The following is a 14,961-nucleotide window of genomic DNA, read 5'->3' as shown; positions in this document are numbered from 1 at the left end:
GGTCTACCTCCCCGTCCGCTCGCGGCTGATCCGCGCCAGCCACTCAGATACCAGCAGCGAAATCAGCGCCAGCACAATCGAAATCAGGCACAGCCGCGCCGCCGCGCTTTCGCCACCGGGGGTCTGGATCAGAGTGTACATCGCCGACGGTATGGTGCGTGTTTCGCCGGGAATGTTGGAAACAAAGGTGATGGTCGCGCCAAACTCGCCGAGGGAGCGGGCAAAGGCCAGCACCGTCCCGACGATGATCCCCGGCAGGGTCAGCGGCAGCGTAATCGTCATAAAGACCCGCCAGCGCCCGGCCCCGAGGGTGCGCGCCGCCTGCTCAAGCTTAAGGTCAACCCCCTCCAGCGCCAGGCGAATAGCCCGCACCATCAGCGGGAATGACATCACCGCTGCCGCCAGCACCGCACCGCGCCAGCTAAAGGCAAAGGTGAGACCGAACCAGTCGTAGAGCCACTCGCCGATAAAGCCCCGGCGGCCCATCGCAATGAGCAGCAGGTAGCCCACCACCACGGGAGGCAAAACAAGGGGAAGATGTAGCAGACTATCGAGCAGGGCTTTGCCCGGAAAGGTACAGCGTACCAGCAGCCAGGCAAAGAAGATCCCAAAGGGCAAGCTGAAGAGAACAGCCAGGGAGGAGACTTTCAGGCTCAGCAATACCGCCTGCCATTCGGGATCGGTCAATATCATTCGTGCGTCGTAAATCCGTAACGTTTAAAGATTTCAGAAGCCTGCGGGCCTTTCAGATAGTCATAAAACGCGCTAACCGTGGCGTTTTTATGCCCGTCGATAATCGCCAGCGGGTATTCCACTTTTTTATGCGAATCTTCCGGGAAGGTGCCGACCACCTTCACGCCCTTGCTGGCCACAGCGTCCGAGCCGTAGACAATGCCCAGCGGGGCTTCATTGCGCTCTACCAGCGCCAGTGCGCCACGGACGTCCTCTGCCGGGGCAAGCTTCGGCGACAGGGTATCCCATGCGCCCAGCTTCTGTAACGCCTCTTTGGCATAGATGCCCGCCGGGACATGCTCCGGATCGCCCACCGCCAGACGGCCACCCTTCAGCAGGCTGGCCCAGTTTGTTTTATCGTTAATGGCGATCTCGCCCTGGGCGCTCGCTTTTGGCGCAACCACCACCAGGCTGTTGCCGAGCAGCGTTTCACGGCTGGCGGTATCAACCGCTTTCTTCTCTACCGCGTAGTCCATCCACTTCTGATCGGCGGAGATAAAGAGGTCGGCAGGTGCACCCGCCTCAATCTGGCGTGCCAGCGTTGAGGAGGAGGCGAACGATGAGACGACCTTAACTTTTTTCTCTTTCGTATAGGCGGTAGCAATATCCTGCATCGCGTTAGTCAGCGACGCAGCAGCAAATACCGTGATCTTCCCCTCGTCCGCCAGGGCATGGCCCGTGAGTGAGAGGGTTAATGCCGCACCTGCTAAAAAGCGTAATCCCGAACGTGCCATATCTGACTCCTGTGAGTGACGTTATATACTTCGTAATATAACGATAACTCCCGAGTTTTTACAGGGCTTATTTGTACCGCTTAAGCAGTACCCCTGGTAAAACAGATATCGGCAGCGGGTAAAAAAGCTTGAATAGCAAAACGCCCGCTGATGCGGGCGTCTTTAGAAACTAGCGGGACTCTCTGGACCGGTCTTTGTGGCCGATGCCGGAAAAAATGTTGAACACTTCACCGAGGCCGTAGATTGCCCCCAGAATGATGGCCATCACCACGGGTACCATGATCACCGCGAATACCAGACTTTTCAATAACTCTAACATGGTCTACTCCAGATATAGTGAAGTTATCATTCTAACCTGGTCACGCAGAATTACACGTCCCTTTTGTGCGATGCCCTTTGCGCCCGTGACCATTTACGTCACAATACCCCTTTTACAAGGATTGACTATGCAGGCTGAAATCCTCCTTACCCTCCGGCTCCAGCAGCGGCTGTTTGCCGATCCCAGACGTATCACCCTTCTCAAACAGATAGAACAGACCGGGTCCATTAGTCAGGGAGCGAAAAACGCCGGCATCAGCTATAAAAGCGCCTGGGACGCCATCAACGAGATGAACCAGCTCAGCGAGCAATCCCTGGTGGACCGCGCTACCGGTGGCAAGGGCGGCGGCGGCGCGCAGCTTACGCGCTACGGCCAGCGGCTGATTCAGCTCTACGATCTGCTGGCGCAGATCCAACAGAAAGCTTTCGATGTGCTGAGCGACGACGACGCCCTGCCTCTCAACAGCCTGCTGGCGGCCATCTCCCGTTTCTCCTTGCAGACCAGCGCCCGCAACCAGTGGTTCGGCACGGTGACCGGCCGGGATCATACCCAGGTTCAGCAGCACGTCAATATCCTGCTGGCGGACGGCACCACCCGGCTGAAGGCGGCCCTGACCGCCCGCAGCGGCGAACGTCTCGGGCTGGACGAGGGCAAAGAGGTGCTGGTGCTGTTAAAAGCGCCGTGGGTGAACATCACTCAGGATAGCGCTGTTGCCGCCAGTGCCGATAACCAGCTGCCGGGACGCATCAGCCATATTGAGCACGGCGAGGCGCAAAGCGAAGTGCTGATGACCCTGCCGGACGGGCAGACGCTGTGCGCCACCGTCGCGCGGGAGCAGGCGGACCCGCTGACACCAGAGAGCGAAGCGATCGCCTACTTCAACGCCGACCGGATCATCGTCGCTACCCTCTGCTAAGCCGCCGGGTGCGAAGCGCATTGACAATCCCGCCGCCAGCACGTATCTCTGTGCACTACTGCTGCAAAAAATGGGATACGTCATGTCGTTATTGCATATTTCGCAAGGCACGTTTCGTCTTAGCGATACACGCACGCTCGCTATCAGCGACCTTACGCTGCGCGCCGGAGAGAGCTGGGCTTTTGTCGGCACCAACGGCAGCGGCAAATCGGCTCTCGCCAGAGCGCTGGCCGGTGAGCTTACCCTGCTGAAAGGGACGCGGGAGAGCACCTTTACCCGCATCACCCGCCTCTCTTTTGAACAGCTGCAAAAGCTGGTCAGCGATGAGTGGCAGCGGAACAACACCGATCTGCTCAGCCCTGGCGAAGAGGATACCGGCCGCACCACGGCGCAGATTATCCAGGAGGAGGTAAAGGATCCGGCACGCTGCGCCGATCTGGCCGCACGCTTCGGCATTAGCGGCCTGCTCGATCGCCGCTTTAAGTACCTCTCTACCGGCGAGACGCGCAAGACCCTGCTCTGCCAGGCGCTGATGGCCGATCCCGAGCTATTAATCCTCGATGAGCCTTTTGACGGGCTGGACGTGGCCTCCCGCGCCCAGCTGGCGGAGCTGCTGGGTCAGCTGAATGCCCAGGGCATTACTCTCGCACTGGTGCTTAACCGCTTCGATGAGATCCCGGACTTTGTCGCCAATGCCGGGGTACTGGTAGACTGCACCCTGAGCGAGACCGGCGCAAAGCAGGCTCTGCTGGATCAGGCTCTGATTGCCCAGCTGGCGCACAGCGAGACGCTGGCAGGCATGTCCCTGCCGCCGCCAGACGTGCCCCCTGCTCACCACCTGCTGGCAGCGGATGCCCCGCGCATTGTGCTTAACGACGGCGTGGTCTCCTATAACGATCGGCCCATCATTAACCATCTGACCTGGACCGTGAATCCCGGTGAGCACTGGCAGATTATCGGCCCTAACGGGGCGGGCAAATCGACGCTGCTTAACCTGATCACCGGCGATCACCCCCAGGGCTACAGTAACGACCTGACGCTGTTTGGCATCCGCCGGGGCAGCGGCGAGACCATCTGGGATATCAAAAAGCACATCGGCTACGTCAGCAGCAGCCTGCATCTGGAGTACCGGGTCAGCACCACCGTGCGTAACGTGATCCTCTCCGGCTATTTTGACTCGATTGGCATCTACCAGGCGGTGTGGGATAAGCAGCAGAAGCTGGTCCAGGGGTGGCTGGATATTTTGGGTATTGACGCCCGCACCGCCGATGCGCCTTTTCATAGCCTCTCATGGGGGCAGCAGCGGCTGGCATTGATTGTCCGGGCGCTGGTCAAGCACCCTACCCTACTGATCCTCGACGAGCCGTTACAGGGGTTAGATCCGCTCAATCGGCAACTGGTCCGCCGCTTTGTTGACGTGCTGATAGGCCAGGGAGAGACCCAGCTGCTGTTCGTCTCTCACCATGCTCAGGATGCCCCCGCCTGTATTACCCATCGGCTGCATTTTGTACCCGAGGGTGATAGCTACGGCTATCAGATTGACCGTCCGGCCTAAGCCATCAGACTGACACTTTTCAGACCAGGCGCATGATAACGCTTTAATTGTTTGATTTTACAAAATATTTAAAGCGCTTTTTCCCCTGCGCTCTTTTAGTGTAAGCGATTCCACTACTTTCGTTCATGTCACACTTTTTGCATCTCTGTTATGCTATCGTTATTAGATAACATATGGTTAATGGAGCCAAATATGCGAGTTCTGGTTACAGGTGGTAGCGGTTACATTGGCAGTCATACCTGCGTACAGCTGTTACAAAGCGGTCACGACGTCGTTATTCTCGACAACCTCTGCAACAGTAAGCAAAGCGTATTGCCGGTGATTACCCGTCTGGGTGGCAAAGCCGCTACCTTTATTGAGGGCGATATCCGTAACGAAGCGCTGCTCACCGAAGTGCTGCGCGATCACGCGATTGATACGGTGATCCACTTTGCTGGCCTCAAGGCCGTTGGCGAATCCGTGGCCAAACCGCTGGAGTATTACGATAATAACGTTAATGGCACCCTGCGGCTGATCGCTGCCATGCGCGCGGCTAACGTCAAAAACCTTATCTTTAGCTCATCGGCAACCGTCTACGGCGACCAGCCGAAGATCCCGTATGTGGAGAGCTTCCCGACCGGTACGCCGCAAAGCCCCTACGGCAAGAGCAAGCTGATGGTGGAGCAGATCCTCACCGATCTGCAAAAAGCCGATCCGGCGTGGAGCATCGCTCTGCTGCGCTACTTCAACCCGGTTGGCGCGCATCCGTCGGGTGATATGGGTGAAGATCCGCAGGGCATCCCGAATAACCTGATGCCCTACATCGCCCAGGTAGCGGTAGGCCGTCGCGAGTCGCTGGCTATCTTTGGCAACGACTACCCAACTGAAGACGGCACCGGCGTGCGCGACTATATCCACGTGATGGATCTGGCCGACGGCCACGTTGCCGCTATGCAGACGCTGGCAGGTAAAGCCGGGGTGCATATCTATAACCTTGGTGCAGGCGTTGGCAGCAGCGTGCTGGACGTAGTAAACGCCTTCAGCAAAGCCTGCGGCAAACCGATTAGCTACCACTTTGCCCCGCGCCGCGAAGGCGATCTGCCCGCCTACTGGGCCGACGCCAGCCGCGCCGACAAAGAGCTGAACTGGCGCGTAACCCGCTCTCTTGATGAGATGGCGCAGGACACCTGGCGCTGGCAGTCCCGTCACCCGCAGGGCTATGCGGATTAAGGAGGATCCTATGACACAGTTTAACCCGGTCGACCACCCTCATCGCCGTTACAATCCGCTGACCGGTCAGTGGGTTCTGGTTTCACCCCATCGCGCTAAGCGTCCGTGGCAGGGCGCGCAGGAGACTCCGTCCCAACAGACGCTGCCGGCACACGATCCGGACTGTTTCCTTTGCCCTGGCAATACCCGCGTCACCGGCGATAAAAACCCGGACTACACCGGCACCTTCGTGTTCACTAACGACTTTGCCGCCCTGATGAGCGATACGCCAGACGCACCGGAGAGCGATGATCCCCTGATGCGCTGCCAGAGCGCCCGCGGCGTTAGCCGGGTGATTTGCTTCTCGCCGGATCACAGCAAAACCCTGCCGGAGCTGAGCCTCCCGGCGCTGGAAGAGGTCGTCCAGACCTGGCAGGCGCAGACCGCCGAACTGGGTGAGACCTACCCGTGGGTGCAGGTGTTTGAGAATAAAGGTGCGGCGATGGGCTGCTCTAATCCACATCCCCACGGCCAGGTATGGGCCAATAGCTTCCTGCCTAATGAGATTGAGCGGGAAGATCGCCTGCAGCGGGACTATTTTGCCGCCAACGGTTCGCCGATGCTGCTGGACTATGTGAAGCGCGAGCAGGCCGACGGCAGCCGTACCGTAGTAGAGACCGAGCACTGGCTGGCGGTGGTGCCCTACTGGGCAGCATGGCCGTTTGAGACGCTGCTGCTGCCGAAAGCCCCAGTGCTGCGCATTACCGATCTCAGCGACGACCAGCGCAGCGACCTCGCTCTGGCCCTAAAAAAATTAACCAGCCGCTATGACAACCTGTTCCAGTGCTCCTTCCCCTACTCCATGGGCTGGCACGGGGCACCGTTTAACGGCGCAGAGAATTCACACTGGCAGTTGCACGCCCACTTCTATCCGCCGCTGCTGCGCTCCGCGACGGTACGCAAGTTTATGGTCGGCTACGAGATGCTGGCGGAGACCCAGCGCGACCTCACGGCGGAACAGGCCGCCGAGCGCCTGCGGGCGGTCAGTGATATCCATTTTCGTGAATCAGGAGTTTAACCATGAGTCTGAAAGAAAAAACGCAATCTCTGTTTGCTGAGAAATTCGGCTACCCTGCCACGCATACGTTTCAGGCTCCGGGCCGCGTCAACCTGATTGGCGAACATACCGACTATAACGACGGCTTCGTGCTGCCGTGCGCCATCGACTACCAGACGGTAATCAGCGCCGCGCCGCGTACGGATCGTACCGTGCGCGTTATCGCCGCCGACTACAAAAACCAGACCGATGAATTCTCTCTCGATGCGCCGATCCTCGCCCATGACAACCAGCAGTGGTCAAACTATGTTCGCGGCGTGGTGAAGCATCTGCTCAACCGCGACAAGAGCTTTGGCGGCGCGGATCTGGTGATCAGCGGTAATGTGCCGCAGGGGGCAGGCCTAAGCTCGTCGGCCTCGCTGGAAGTTGCCGTGGGTACGGTCTTCCAACAGCTCTATCACCTGCCGCTGGACGGGGCGCAGATAGCCCTCAACGGCCAGGAGGCGGAGAACCAGTTCGTGGGCTGCAACTGCGGCATCATGGATCAGCTGATCTCTGCCCTGGGCAAAAAAGATCATGCCTTGCTGCTAGACTGCCGCACGCTGGGCACCCGCGCGGTCTCCATGCCGCAGGGCGTGGCGGTGATCATCATCAACAGCAACTTTAAACGTACCCTGGTAGGCAGCGAGTACAATACCCGCCGCGAGCAGTGTGAAACCGGCGCGCGTTTCTTCCAGCAGCCTGCCCTGCGCGACGTCTCCCTGGAGCAGTTCAACGCCGTGGCTGATGAGCTGGATCCGCTCGTCGCCAAGCGTGTGCGCCACGTGCTGACCGAGAACCAGCGCACCGTAGAAGCGGCCGATGCGCTGGAGAGAGGCGATCTGCAGCGGATGGGTGAGCTGATGGCGGCGTCCCATGCCTCTATGCGCGATGATTTCGAGATCACCGTGCCGCAGATCGACACCCTGGTGGAGATTGTTAAAGAGACCATTGGCGATAAAGGCGGCGTGCGTATGACCGGCGGCGGCTTCGGCGGCTGCATCGTGGCGCTGGTGCCGGAAGATCTGGTTTCCCAGGTTCAGGAGGCCGTGGCGGCGCAGTATGAAGCCAAAACCGGCATCAAAGAGACCTTCTACGTCTGTAAAGCATCAGAGGGGGCCGGACAGTGCTAAACGAAACCCCTGCGCTGGCCCCGGACGGGCTGGCATACCGTTTAATCACCCTGCGCAACGGCGCGGGGATGGTAGTTACCCTAATGGACTGGGGCGCGACCCTGCTCTCTGCCCGCGTACCGATGCCGGACGGCTCGGTGCGTGAAACGCTGCTGGGCTGCAATACCCCGCAGCGCTACGTGGAGCAGACCGCCTATCTGGGTGCATCGGTGGGCCGCTACGCCAACCGCATCGCTAAAAGCCGCTTTACTCTCGACGGGCAGAGCTACGCGCTGCTGCCGAGCCAGGGTGAAAACCAGCTCCACGGCGGGCCGGAAGGCTTTGATAAGCGCCGCTGGCGCATCGTGCGTAAGAATGACAACGAAGCGCTGCTGAGCCTGACCTCCCCCGACGGCGACCAGGGCTTCCCTGGCAATCTCAGCGCCAGCGCCCTCTTCCGTCTGACGGAGGATAATCGCATCTCGATCGAGTATCGCGCCACCGTGGATAAACCCTGTCCGGTAAACCTGACCAACCACGCCTACTTTAACCTTAACGGCGTACAGTCGGACGTGCGCGATCATCAGCTTCAGCTGCTGGCCGATGCGTATCTGCCGGTGGATGAAACCGGGATCCCGTATCAGGCGCTGAAGACGGTTGAAGGCACTAGCTTTGACTTCCGCCAGCCGAAAACCATCGCGGATGATTTCCTTCAGGACGACGATCAGCGGAAGGTGAAGGGGTACGATCACGCTTTCCTGCTCCAGACAAAGGGCGATGCCAGCCAGCCTGCGGCGCACCTCTGGTCGGGGGACAGGAAGCTTCAGATGAGCGTCTACACCACCGCTCCGGCGCTGCAGTTCTACTCCGGCAACTATCTGGAAGGCACACCTGCCCGCGAGCAGGGCGAATACAGCGCGTATCAGGGGCTGGCCCTGGAGAGCGAGTTTCTGCCGGATAGCCCGAACCACCCGGAGTATCCGCAGCCTGACGCTATCCTCCGCCCCGGCGCAGAATACGTGAGCGTCACCGAGTATCAGTTTATTCCGCAATAACCGTACAGCCCCGTTTTAACGGGGCTTTTTTTGTCCATCCTGCTGAAATAAGCACCGTTTACGGACAAAATCCTAACCCCGATTTCACAAGTACCTTACACTGCGCCACTATTTTCGCTATGGTAATGGTTATGCGTTGCCGCTGGCGTCGCCTCGGCAATATAATGAGAATTGTTATCATTCAATCAGGTTTATTAAGGAGAGAGTATGGCTGTTACTAAGCTCGTTCTGGTTCGTCATGGCGAAAGCCAGTGGAACAACGAAAACCGCTTCACCGGCTGGTACGATGTTGACCTGTCTGAGAAAGGCGTGAGCGAAGCAAAATCAGCAGGTAAGCTGCTGAAAGAAGAAGGCTTCAGCTTTGATTTTGCCTACACTTCCGTGCTGAAACGCGCCATCCACACCCTGTGGAACGTCCTTGATGAACTCGATCAGGCCTGGCTGCCGGTAGAGAAGTCCTGGAAACTGAACGAGCGTCACTACGGTGCGCTGCAGGGTCTGAACAAAGCCGAAACCGCTGAGAAGTACGGTGACGAGCAGGTTAAGCAGTGGCGTCGCGGCTTCGCGGTGACCCCACCGGCGCTGACCAAAGACGACGAGCGTTTCCCGGGCCACGATCCGCGTTACGCATCACTGACCGAGCAGGAGCTGCCGCTGACCGAGAGCCTGGCGCTGACCATCGATCGCGTTATTCCTTACTGGAATGAAACCATTCTGCCGCGCCTGAAAAGCGGCGAGCGCGTGATCATTGCCGCTCACGGCAACTCCCTGCGTGCGCTGGTGAAGTACCTGGACGACATGGGTGAAGATGAGATCCTTGAGCTGAACATTCCGACCGGCGTACCGCTGGTGTATGAGTTCGACGAAAACTTCAAGCCGATCAAACACTACTATCTGGGTAACGCTGACGAAATCGCTGCAAAAGCGGCGGCGGTAGCAAACCAGGGTAAAGCGAAGTAATTTAAAAATGCCCGGCGGCACGCTGCTGCCGGGCACTGTTCTCAACCGCGACGCGCTTTCACCGCGTTAGCCAGCTGACGCAGAATCGTGTCGGTATCTTCCCAGCCAATACAGGCATCCGTCACGCTCTTGCCATAGACCAGCGGCTCGCCGCTCTCCAGGCTCTGGTTGCCCTCTACCAGATGGCTCTCAATCATCACGCCAATCACCGCTTTCTCGCCGCCGGCAATCTGCTGACAGACGTCCTCACCCACGGTCATCTGCTTTTTAAACTGCTTGCTGGAGTTGGCATGGCTGAAGTCAATCATCACCTGCGCTGCCAGTCCGGCTTTTTCCAGCCCCTGCTTAACCTCCGCAACGTGCTTCGCGCTGTAGTTCGGCTCTTTGCCGCCGCGCAGGATGATATGGCAGTCGCCGTTGCCGCTGGTGTTCACAATCGCCGAGTGGCCCCACTTAGTGACGGAGAGGAAGCAGTGCGGCGCGCCAGCAGCGTTGATAGCATCAATCGCCACCTTGATGGTGCCATCGGTACCATTTTTGAAGCCTACCGGACAGGAAAGCCCGGATGCCAGCTCGCGGTGCACCTGAGACTCGGTCGTGCGCGCGCCAATTGCGCCCCAGCTCATCAGGTCAGCAACGTACTGCGGGGTGATCATATCGAGGAACTCCCCCGCCGCGGGCAGGCCGCTGTCGTTGATCTCCAGCAGCAGCTTGCGGGCGATGCGCAGGCCGTCGTTGATCTGGAAGCTGTTATCCATATGCGGATCGTTAATCAGCCCCTTCCAGCCCACGGTGGTGCGTGGCTTTTCAAAATAGACGCGCATGACGATCTCAAGCTCGCCCTTCAGCTCTTCACGCAGGGTCAGCAGGCGTGCGGCATACTCTTTGGCCGCTGCCGGATCGTGAATTGAGCAGGGCCCAATCACCACCAGCAGACGATCGTCACTGCCTTTGAGGATTTTATGGATAGCCTTACGGGCATGAGAAACCGTGTTGGCCGCGGTCTCTGTCGCCGGAAATTTTTCCAGCAGCGCCACTGGGGGTAACAGTTCGTTAATCTCTTTAATGCGTAAATCGTCGTTCTGATAATTCATGATCGTTCCAGCGTTTGCCATACTTAGGTCTGTGAATGCAATCCCTCCAATCTAACGGCTCCGTCAGGAAGTGTAAACGCACTTTTACACTCAATACGGAATATTCTTGAAAAGTGATAAAAAAGGGTTAGTGGCTAGCGAACACGGGCAACGTGGCTAAACTTTTTACCTGTAACCACTTTGTTTTTATTTTTTATCCAGATTCCATTCTGCCTTTTTGGTGGGATTCGGCATCTTTCACTACTGAGCGAATATTCCGTTTCGCATCTGCACTGTTGGATATCGCTATCCAATGTAATGACGAGAACAGGAGCACGATTATGAAAATGAATAAACTGGCCACAATTTTACTCACGACTACTTTGACTCTTGCTAGCGGTGCAGCATTCGCAGCAGCAAACGGTGCAGCGAATGCCGCTGCAGATGCTGGCGCGGTAGCACCGGGCGCTAAAGAAAATCTGCCGCCGAACAATGTTAGCAATGACAACATTAATACCGGCAATACCAACGCAGCAACCGGCTCTACCGGCACTAACACGACGGGTACTACCGGTACTGCAACCGGTGGTGCTACCGGTACCTCTAGCGGCGGCATGCTGCACTCCAACGGTGGGGCATCTACCAGCGCCGACGGTCAGCATATGGATAAAGACGACATCCATAAAAACAGCATGTGTAAAGATGGACGCTGCCCGGACGTGAATAAAAAAGTGGAAACCGGCGACGGTATGAATAACGACGTGGATACCAAAACCGACGGTACTTCCCAGTAATATCGTTGATGCGTGACATGAGGAGAGCTTAGGCTCTCCTTATTTTTTTGTGGCGAGGAAATTAAAATCTGCAATGATGTAAGTCGCTGAGAATACATTAAATGGAATGACACTCATGGCGCATCACCATTCACATGCTCCCGCTTCTGAACACCATGACGGCAATGCCCGTCGCCTGCTGCTAGCCTTTAGCGTCACCGCCCTGTTTATGGTGGTCGAGGTTGTTGGTGGCCTGCTCTCTGGCTCGCTGGCCCTGCTGGCCGACGCGGGTCATATGCTTACCGATGCCGCCGCCCTGCTCTTCGCTCTGCTGGCCGTGCGTTTTGCCCGTCGTCCGCCGAGCGGGCAACGCACCTTCGGCTGGCTACGGCTCACCACCCTGGCGGCGTTTGTTAACGCCCTGGCGCTGGTCGTCATCACCTTTTGGATCGTCTGGGAAGCGATTGTGCGCTTCTACCATCCCCAGCCGGTGGCGGGCTTTGCCATGCTGAGCATTGCCGTGGCAGGCCTGGTGGCTAATATCGTTTCATTCTGGATCCTGCATCGCGGCAGCGAAGAGAAGAATTTAAACGTGCGAGCGGCAGCGCTGCATGTCCTGGGCGATCTGCTTGGCTCCGTGGGAGCCATTATTGCTGCGCTGCTGATCCTGTGGACAGGCTGGACGCCAGTCGATCCGATCCTGTCGGTGCTGGTCTCCTGCCTGGTGCTGCGCAGCGCCTGGAAGCTGCTTAAAGAGAGCGTAAATGAACTGCTGGAGGGAGCACCGGTGTCGCTGGATATCGCCGCGCTGCGCCGCCATCTACGCCGTGATATTCCGGAGGTGCGTGACGTGCACCATGTGCACGTCTGGACGGTGGGAGAGAAGTCGGTAATGACGCTTCACGTACAGGTGATCCCCCCGCACGATCATGATGCACTGCTGGAGCGTATCCAGCACTTTCTGATCCATCACTATGCGATCTCACACGTGACGATTCAGATGGAGTACCGCCCCTGTAACGGGCCGGAGTGCAATCTCAATACCCTGCCCTCCGGCCACGCTCACCATCATCACCATTAGCCTGTCAGCGCGCGTGAGCCGCGTTCCCGCGCGCTATTAATCCACATCCGGCTGCCGTTCAGCGCAATAAAGGTGAGGATCAGGTACTCCAGCGACATGGCGTAGACGCCCTGTAGGGCAAAGATCACCACGCTAATCACGTTAACCACGACCCACAGCAGCCAGTTTTCGACATATTTACGGGTCATCAACACCATTGCCACGATCGACAGCACCATCAGGCAGGAGTCCCAGAACGGGAATGCATCGGGCTGTAGCTCAGGCATCGCCACGCTTAAGCCGAGCGCCTGCATAATGGAGACCGCAATACGGGTCAGGAAAGTGAATACCGGATCGATAAACAGGGTCATCAGGCCAATTGCCAGGGCGCAGATAACCAGCCAGACTATCGCCTTACCACGGGGCAGCCAGCGGATTTGCAGTACGGCCTCGTTCTGCGTCGTTTGTCGCGACCATGCATACCAGCCATAGATGTTAGCCGCAAAGAAGAAGAGCTGCAGCAGCAGGCTAGCATAGAGCTGGATCTGGAAAAAGATCACCGCAAACAGCGTCACGTTAATTAAGCCAAAAGCGTAGTTACTGATCTTCTCCAGGCTGGCGAGCCAGATGCATAGCAGCCCGGCAAGGGTCCCTACCGCTTCGATCCAGGAGAGATCGTAGCCGCCATGCCCCAACGGAATGTGAACCAGGATATTCTGCGTACTAAAAAAATCCATTTTTGCCCCGCGTATCAAAAAGTGAAATTGTCTTAACAATCATAGCTGTTATTGGCTCGCGCGTACTCAGCGTAGCGTCGCGGCAAAATCCAGCATCCGGTTAAGCGGCAGCAGCGCCCCCTCACGCAGTTTTGCATCTACCTGGATCTCATGCATTGACCCACCCTTCTCCAGCCCCTCAGCGATAGCCTGAAGGCCGTTCATGGCCATCCACGGGCAGTGCGCACAGCTGCGGCAGGTTGCTCCCTCTCCGGCGGTAGGCGCTTCCAGCAGCTCTTTCTCCGGCACCGCCTGCTGCATTTTGTAAAAGATCCCGCGATCGGTGGCGACAATAAGCTGCGGGTGCGGCAGCGTTTTGGCCGCATTGATCAGCTGGCTGGTGGAGCCAACGGCATCCGCCATATCCACCACCGCCTGCGGCGACTCCGGGTGAACGAGAACGGCGGCGTTGGGATAGAGGGCTTTCATACGTGCCAGCGCCTGGGTTTTGAACTCGTCATGGACGATGCATGCCCCTTGCCAGCAGAGGATGTCTGCCCCGGTCTGCTTTTGCACGTAGCTGCCGAGATGGCGATCCGGTGCCCAGATGATCTTCTCTCCGAGGCTATCCAGATGCTCAATCAGCTCGACGGCGATGCTGGAGGTGACTACCCAGTCTGCGCGGGCCTTAACGGCGGCGGAGGTGTTGGCGTAGACCACGACGGTGCGGTCCGGGTGCGCATCGCAGAAGGCGCTGAACTCTTCAATGGGGCAGCCCAGATCGAGGGAGCACTCTGCGTCCAGGGTAGGCATCAGAATGGTTTTTTCCGGACTGAGGATCTTGGCGGTCTCGCCCATAAAGCGCACCCCCGCCACCAGCAGCGTAGACGCAGGATGTTTGGCCCCAAAGCGCGCCATCTCCAGCGAATCGGAGATGCATCCCCCGGTCTCCTCGGCAAGCTGCTGGATCTCCGGATCGGTATAGTAGTGGGCCACCATGACCGCATCGCGTTCTTTCAGCAGCCTTTTGATCTTTTCGCGATAAAACGCTTTTTCGTCGAGGCTCAGCGGGCGCGGCTTAGGCGGGAAGGGGTAGATCGCGGTTTCAGGATCGAACATTACGCTCATCATGCTTTCTCGTTTTGCTGACTTAACAATAATGCCCGCACCTGTTGCGTCTGACCAAGGATGAGGCATTTGTGTTTTATATACTAAACAAGATAGCGGATCGCAGAGGAAAAGTCACAATAAATAGGCGTGAGATGGCTATGTCGGGCGGCGCTTCGCTTGCCCGACCTACACAACTATGGAGACGATGATAAACCGTAGGCCGGGTAAGCTCAGCGCCACCCGGCGTCATATCGCAGATAGCAAAAAAGCGCCTTTAGGGCGCTTTTTTGCATTGGTGGGTCGTGCAGGATGACTCGGCTTCGCCTCGCCCTTCGGGCCGTTGCTAAAGCAACGTTATCCTTCACATTCAACATCTATTCTTTATGTTGAAATTGGTGGGTCGTGCAGGATTCGAACCTGCGACCAATTGATTAAAAGTCAACTGCTCTACCAACTGAGCTAACGACCCCTTGGGGCTTACAACCCGCAAACCTGAAGCCTGCGTAAAAGATGGTGGGTCGTGCAGGATTCGAACCTGCGACCAATTGATTAAAAGTCAACT

Annotated in this window: 15 protein-coding genes and 1 tRNA gene; 9 read left to right on the top strand and 7 right to left on the bottom strand. The window is 57.7% G+C overall.

Annotation, left to right across the window (positions count from 1 at the left end; all coding sequences use genetic code 11):
* Nucleotides 1-3: 3 nt before the first annotated feature.
* The 3 genes from modB to RTM13_RS03440 form a co-directional block, all read right to left on the bottom strand.
* Nucleotides 4-693 carry a molybdate ABC transporter permease subunit gene (gene modB, locus RTM13_RS03450; RefSeq protein WP_312210163.1) on the bottom strand — a complete coding sequence of 230 codons (690 nt, stop codon included), beginning with the start codon at nt 691-693 and terminating at the stop codon, nt 4-6.
* On the bottom strand, nt 690-1,466 hold the full coding sequence (modA, locus tag RTM13_RS03445; RefSeq protein WP_312210161.1) for a molybdate ABC transporter substrate-binding protein: 777 nt from the start codon (nt 1,464-1,466) through the stop codon (nt 690-692). Before modA ends, modB begins: the two co-directional genes overlap by 4 nt.
* Nucleotides 1,467-1,635: 169 nt before the next feature.
* Nucleotides 1,636-1,785: an AcrZ family multidrug efflux pump-associated protein gene (locus tag RTM13_RS03440; protein WP_042392206.1), complete on the bottom strand. Its 150-nt coding sequence runs from the start codon at nt 1,783-1,785 to the stop codon at nt 1,636-1,638.
* 127 nt (nt 1,786-1,912) lie between these two features.
* Here RTM13_RS03440 and modE point away from each other — a divergent pair, with 127 nt between their 5' ends.
* The 7 genes from modE (at nt 1,913) to gpmA (ending at nt 9,667) form a co-directional block, all read left to right on the top strand.
* Nucleotides 1,913-2,701 carry a molybdenum-dependent transcriptional regulator gene (gene modE / locus RTM13_RS03435; protein ID WP_312210158.1) on the top strand — a complete coding sequence of 263 codons (789 nt, stop codon included), beginning with the start codon at nt 1,913-1,915 and terminating at the stop codon, nt 2,699-2,701.
* An 82-nt stretch (nt 2,702-2,783) separates the two neighbouring features.
* Nucleotides 2,784-4,256, top strand: a complete 1,473-nt coding sequence (gene modF / locus RTM13_RS03430) for a molybdate ABC transporter ATP-binding protein ModF (RefSeq protein WP_312210156.1) — start codon at nt 2,784-2,786, stop codon at nt 4,254-4,256.
* 192 nt (nt 4,257-4,448) lie between these two features.
* Nucleotides 4,449-5,465 (top strand): UDP-glucose 4-epimerase GalE, encoded by a 1,017-nt coding sequence (gene galE, locus RTM13_RS03425; RefSeq protein ID WP_312210154.1) that lies wholly within the window; start codon nt 4,449-4,451, stop codon nt 5,463-5,465.
* 10 nt (nt 5,466-5,475) lie between these two features.
* Nucleotides 5,476-6,522, top strand: coding sequence for a galactose-1-phosphate uridylyltransferase (gene galT, locus RTM13_RS03420; RefSeq protein WP_312210152.1), 1,047 nt, complete (start codon nt 5,476-5,478; stop codon nt 6,520-6,522).
* A gap of 2 nt (nt 6,523-6,524) precedes the next feature.
* Complete coding sequence (gene galK / locus RTM13_RS03415; RefSeq protein ID WP_312210151.1) at nt 6,525-7,673, top strand: galactokinase; 1,149 nt, start codon at nt 6,525-6,527, stop codon at nt 7,671-7,673.
* Nucleotides 7,667-8,707, top strand: a complete 1,041-nt coding sequence (galM, locus tag RTM13_RS03410; protein ID WP_312210149.1) for a galactose-1-epimerase — start codon at nt 7,667-7,669, stop codon at nt 8,705-8,707. The genes galK and galM overlap by 7 nt, the downstream gene beginning before the upstream one ends.
* Before the next feature lie 207 nt (nt 8,708-8,914).
* Entirely contained in the window at nt 8,915-9,667 is a 753-nt protein-coding gene (gpmA, locus tag RTM13_RS03405; RefSeq protein ID WP_042392192.1) for a 2,3-diphosphoglycerate-dependent phosphoglycerate mutase, read from the top strand.
* Nucleotides 9,668-9,708: 41 nt separating this feature from the next.
* Here gpmA and aroG read toward each other — a convergent pair whose 3' ends face one another.
* Nucleotides 9,709-10,761 (bottom strand): 3-deoxy-7-phosphoheptulonate synthase AroG, encoded by a 1,053-nt coding sequence (aroG, locus tag RTM13_RS03400; RefSeq protein WP_312210147.1) that lies wholly within the window; start codon nt 10,759-10,761, stop codon nt 9,709-9,711.
* Between the two features lie 320 nt (nt 10,762-11,081).
* Between aroG and RTM13_RS03395 the strand changes: the two genes are divergently transcribed.
* Both RTM13_RS03395 and zitB read left to right on the top strand, forming a co-directional pair.
* Nucleotides 11,082-11,534: a protein YbgS gene (locus tag RTM13_RS03395; RefSeq protein ID WP_312210145.1), complete on the top strand. Its 453-nt coding sequence runs from the start codon at nt 11,082-11,084 to the stop codon at nt 11,532-11,534.
* 115 nt (nt 11,535-11,649) lie between these two features.
* Entirely contained in the window at nt 11,650-12,594 is a 945-nt protein-coding gene (gene zitB / locus RTM13_RS03390; RefSeq protein ID WP_312210144.1) for a CDF family zinc transporter ZitB, read from the top strand.
* Here the strand turns inward: zitB and pnuC are convergent.
* The 3 genes from pnuC to RTM13_RS03375 form a co-directional block, all read right to left on the bottom strand.
* Nucleotides 12,591-13,310 (bottom strand): nicotinamide riboside transporter PnuC, encoded by a 720-nt coding sequence (gene pnuC / locus RTM13_RS03385; protein ID WP_312210143.1) that lies wholly within the window; start codon nt 13,308-13,310, stop codon nt 12,591-12,593. The two genes, zitB and pnuC, sit on opposite strands and share 4 nt — an antisense overlap.
* Nucleotides 13,311-13,376: 66 nt before the next feature.
* Nucleotides 13,377-14,417 carry a quinolinate synthase NadA gene (nadA, locus tag RTM13_RS03380; protein ID WP_312210998.1) on the bottom strand — a complete coding sequence of 347 codons (1,041 nt, stop codon included), beginning with the start codon at nt 14,415-14,417 and terminating at the stop codon, nt 13,377-13,379.
* A gap of 375 nt (nt 14,418-14,792) precedes the next feature.
* Nucleotides 14,793-14,868: transfer RNA gene (locus tag RTM13_RS03375), tRNA-Lys, on the bottom strand.
* Nucleotides 14,869-14,961 lie beyond the last annotated feature (93 nt).

The organism is Pseudescherichia sp., from assembly GCF_031979925.1.
Taxonomy (GTDB): Bacteria; Pseudomonadota; Gammaproteobacteria; order Enterobacterales; family Enterobacteriaceae; genus Pseudescherichia.
This window is presented reverse-complemented; position numbering and strand designations above follow the sequence as displayed.

What these genes read in the sequence shown, in the direction of transcription:
- modB (WP_312210163.1), bottom strand. Translation starts at nt 693, where the DNA reads ATGATATTGACCGATCCCGAATGGCAGGCGGTATTGCTGAGCCTGAAA.
- modA (WP_312210161.1), bottom strand. Translation starts at nt 1,466, where the DNA reads ATGGCACGTTCGGGATTACGCTTTTTAGCAGGTGCGGCATTAACCCTC.
- RTM13_RS03440 (WP_042392206.1), bottom strand. Translation starts at nt 1,785, where the DNA reads ATGTTAGAGTTATTGAAAAGTCTGGTATTCGCGGTGATCATGGTACCC.
- modE (WP_312210158.1), top strand. Translation starts at nt 1,913, where the DNA reads ATGCAGGCTGAAATCCTCCTTACCCTCCGGCTCCAGCAGCGGCTGTTT.
- modF (WP_312210156.1), top strand. Translation starts at nt 2,784, where the DNA reads ATGTCGTTATTGCATATTTCGCAAGGCACGTTTCGTCTTAGCGATACA.
- galE (WP_312210154.1), top strand. Translation starts at nt 4,449, where the DNA reads ATGCGAGTTCTGGTTACAGGTGGTAGCGGTTACATTGGCAGTCATACC.
- galT (WP_312210152.1), top strand. Translation starts at nt 5,476, where the DNA reads ATGACACAGTTTAACCCGGTCGACCACCCTCATCGCCGTTACAATCCG.
- galK (WP_312210151.1), top strand. Translation starts at nt 6,525, where the DNA reads ATGAGTCTGAAAGAAAAAACGCAATCTCTGTTTGCTGAGAAATTCGGC.
- gpmA (WP_042392192.1), top strand. Translation starts at nt 8,915, where the DNA reads ATGGCTGTTACTAAGCTCGTTCTGGTTCGTCATGGCGAAAGCCAGTGG.
- aroG (WP_312210147.1), bottom strand. Translation starts at nt 10,761, where the DNA reads ATGAATTATCAGAACGACGATTTACGCATTAAAGAGATTAACGAACTG.
- RTM13_RS03395 (WP_312210145.1), top strand. Translation starts at nt 11,082, where the DNA reads ATGAAAATGAATAAACTGGCCACAATTTTACTCACGACTACTTTGACT.
- zitB (WP_312210144.1), top strand. Translation starts at nt 11,650, where the DNA reads ATGGCGCATCACCATTCACATGCTCCCGCTTCTGAACACCATGACGGC.
- pnuC (WP_312210143.1), bottom strand. Translation starts at nt 13,310, where the DNA reads ATGGATTTTTTTAGTACGCAGAATATCCTGGTTCACATTCCGTTGGGG.
- nadA (WP_312210998.1), bottom strand. Translation starts at nt 14,417, where the DNA reads ATGAGCGTAATGTTCGATCCTGAAACCGCGATCTACCCCTTCCCGCCT.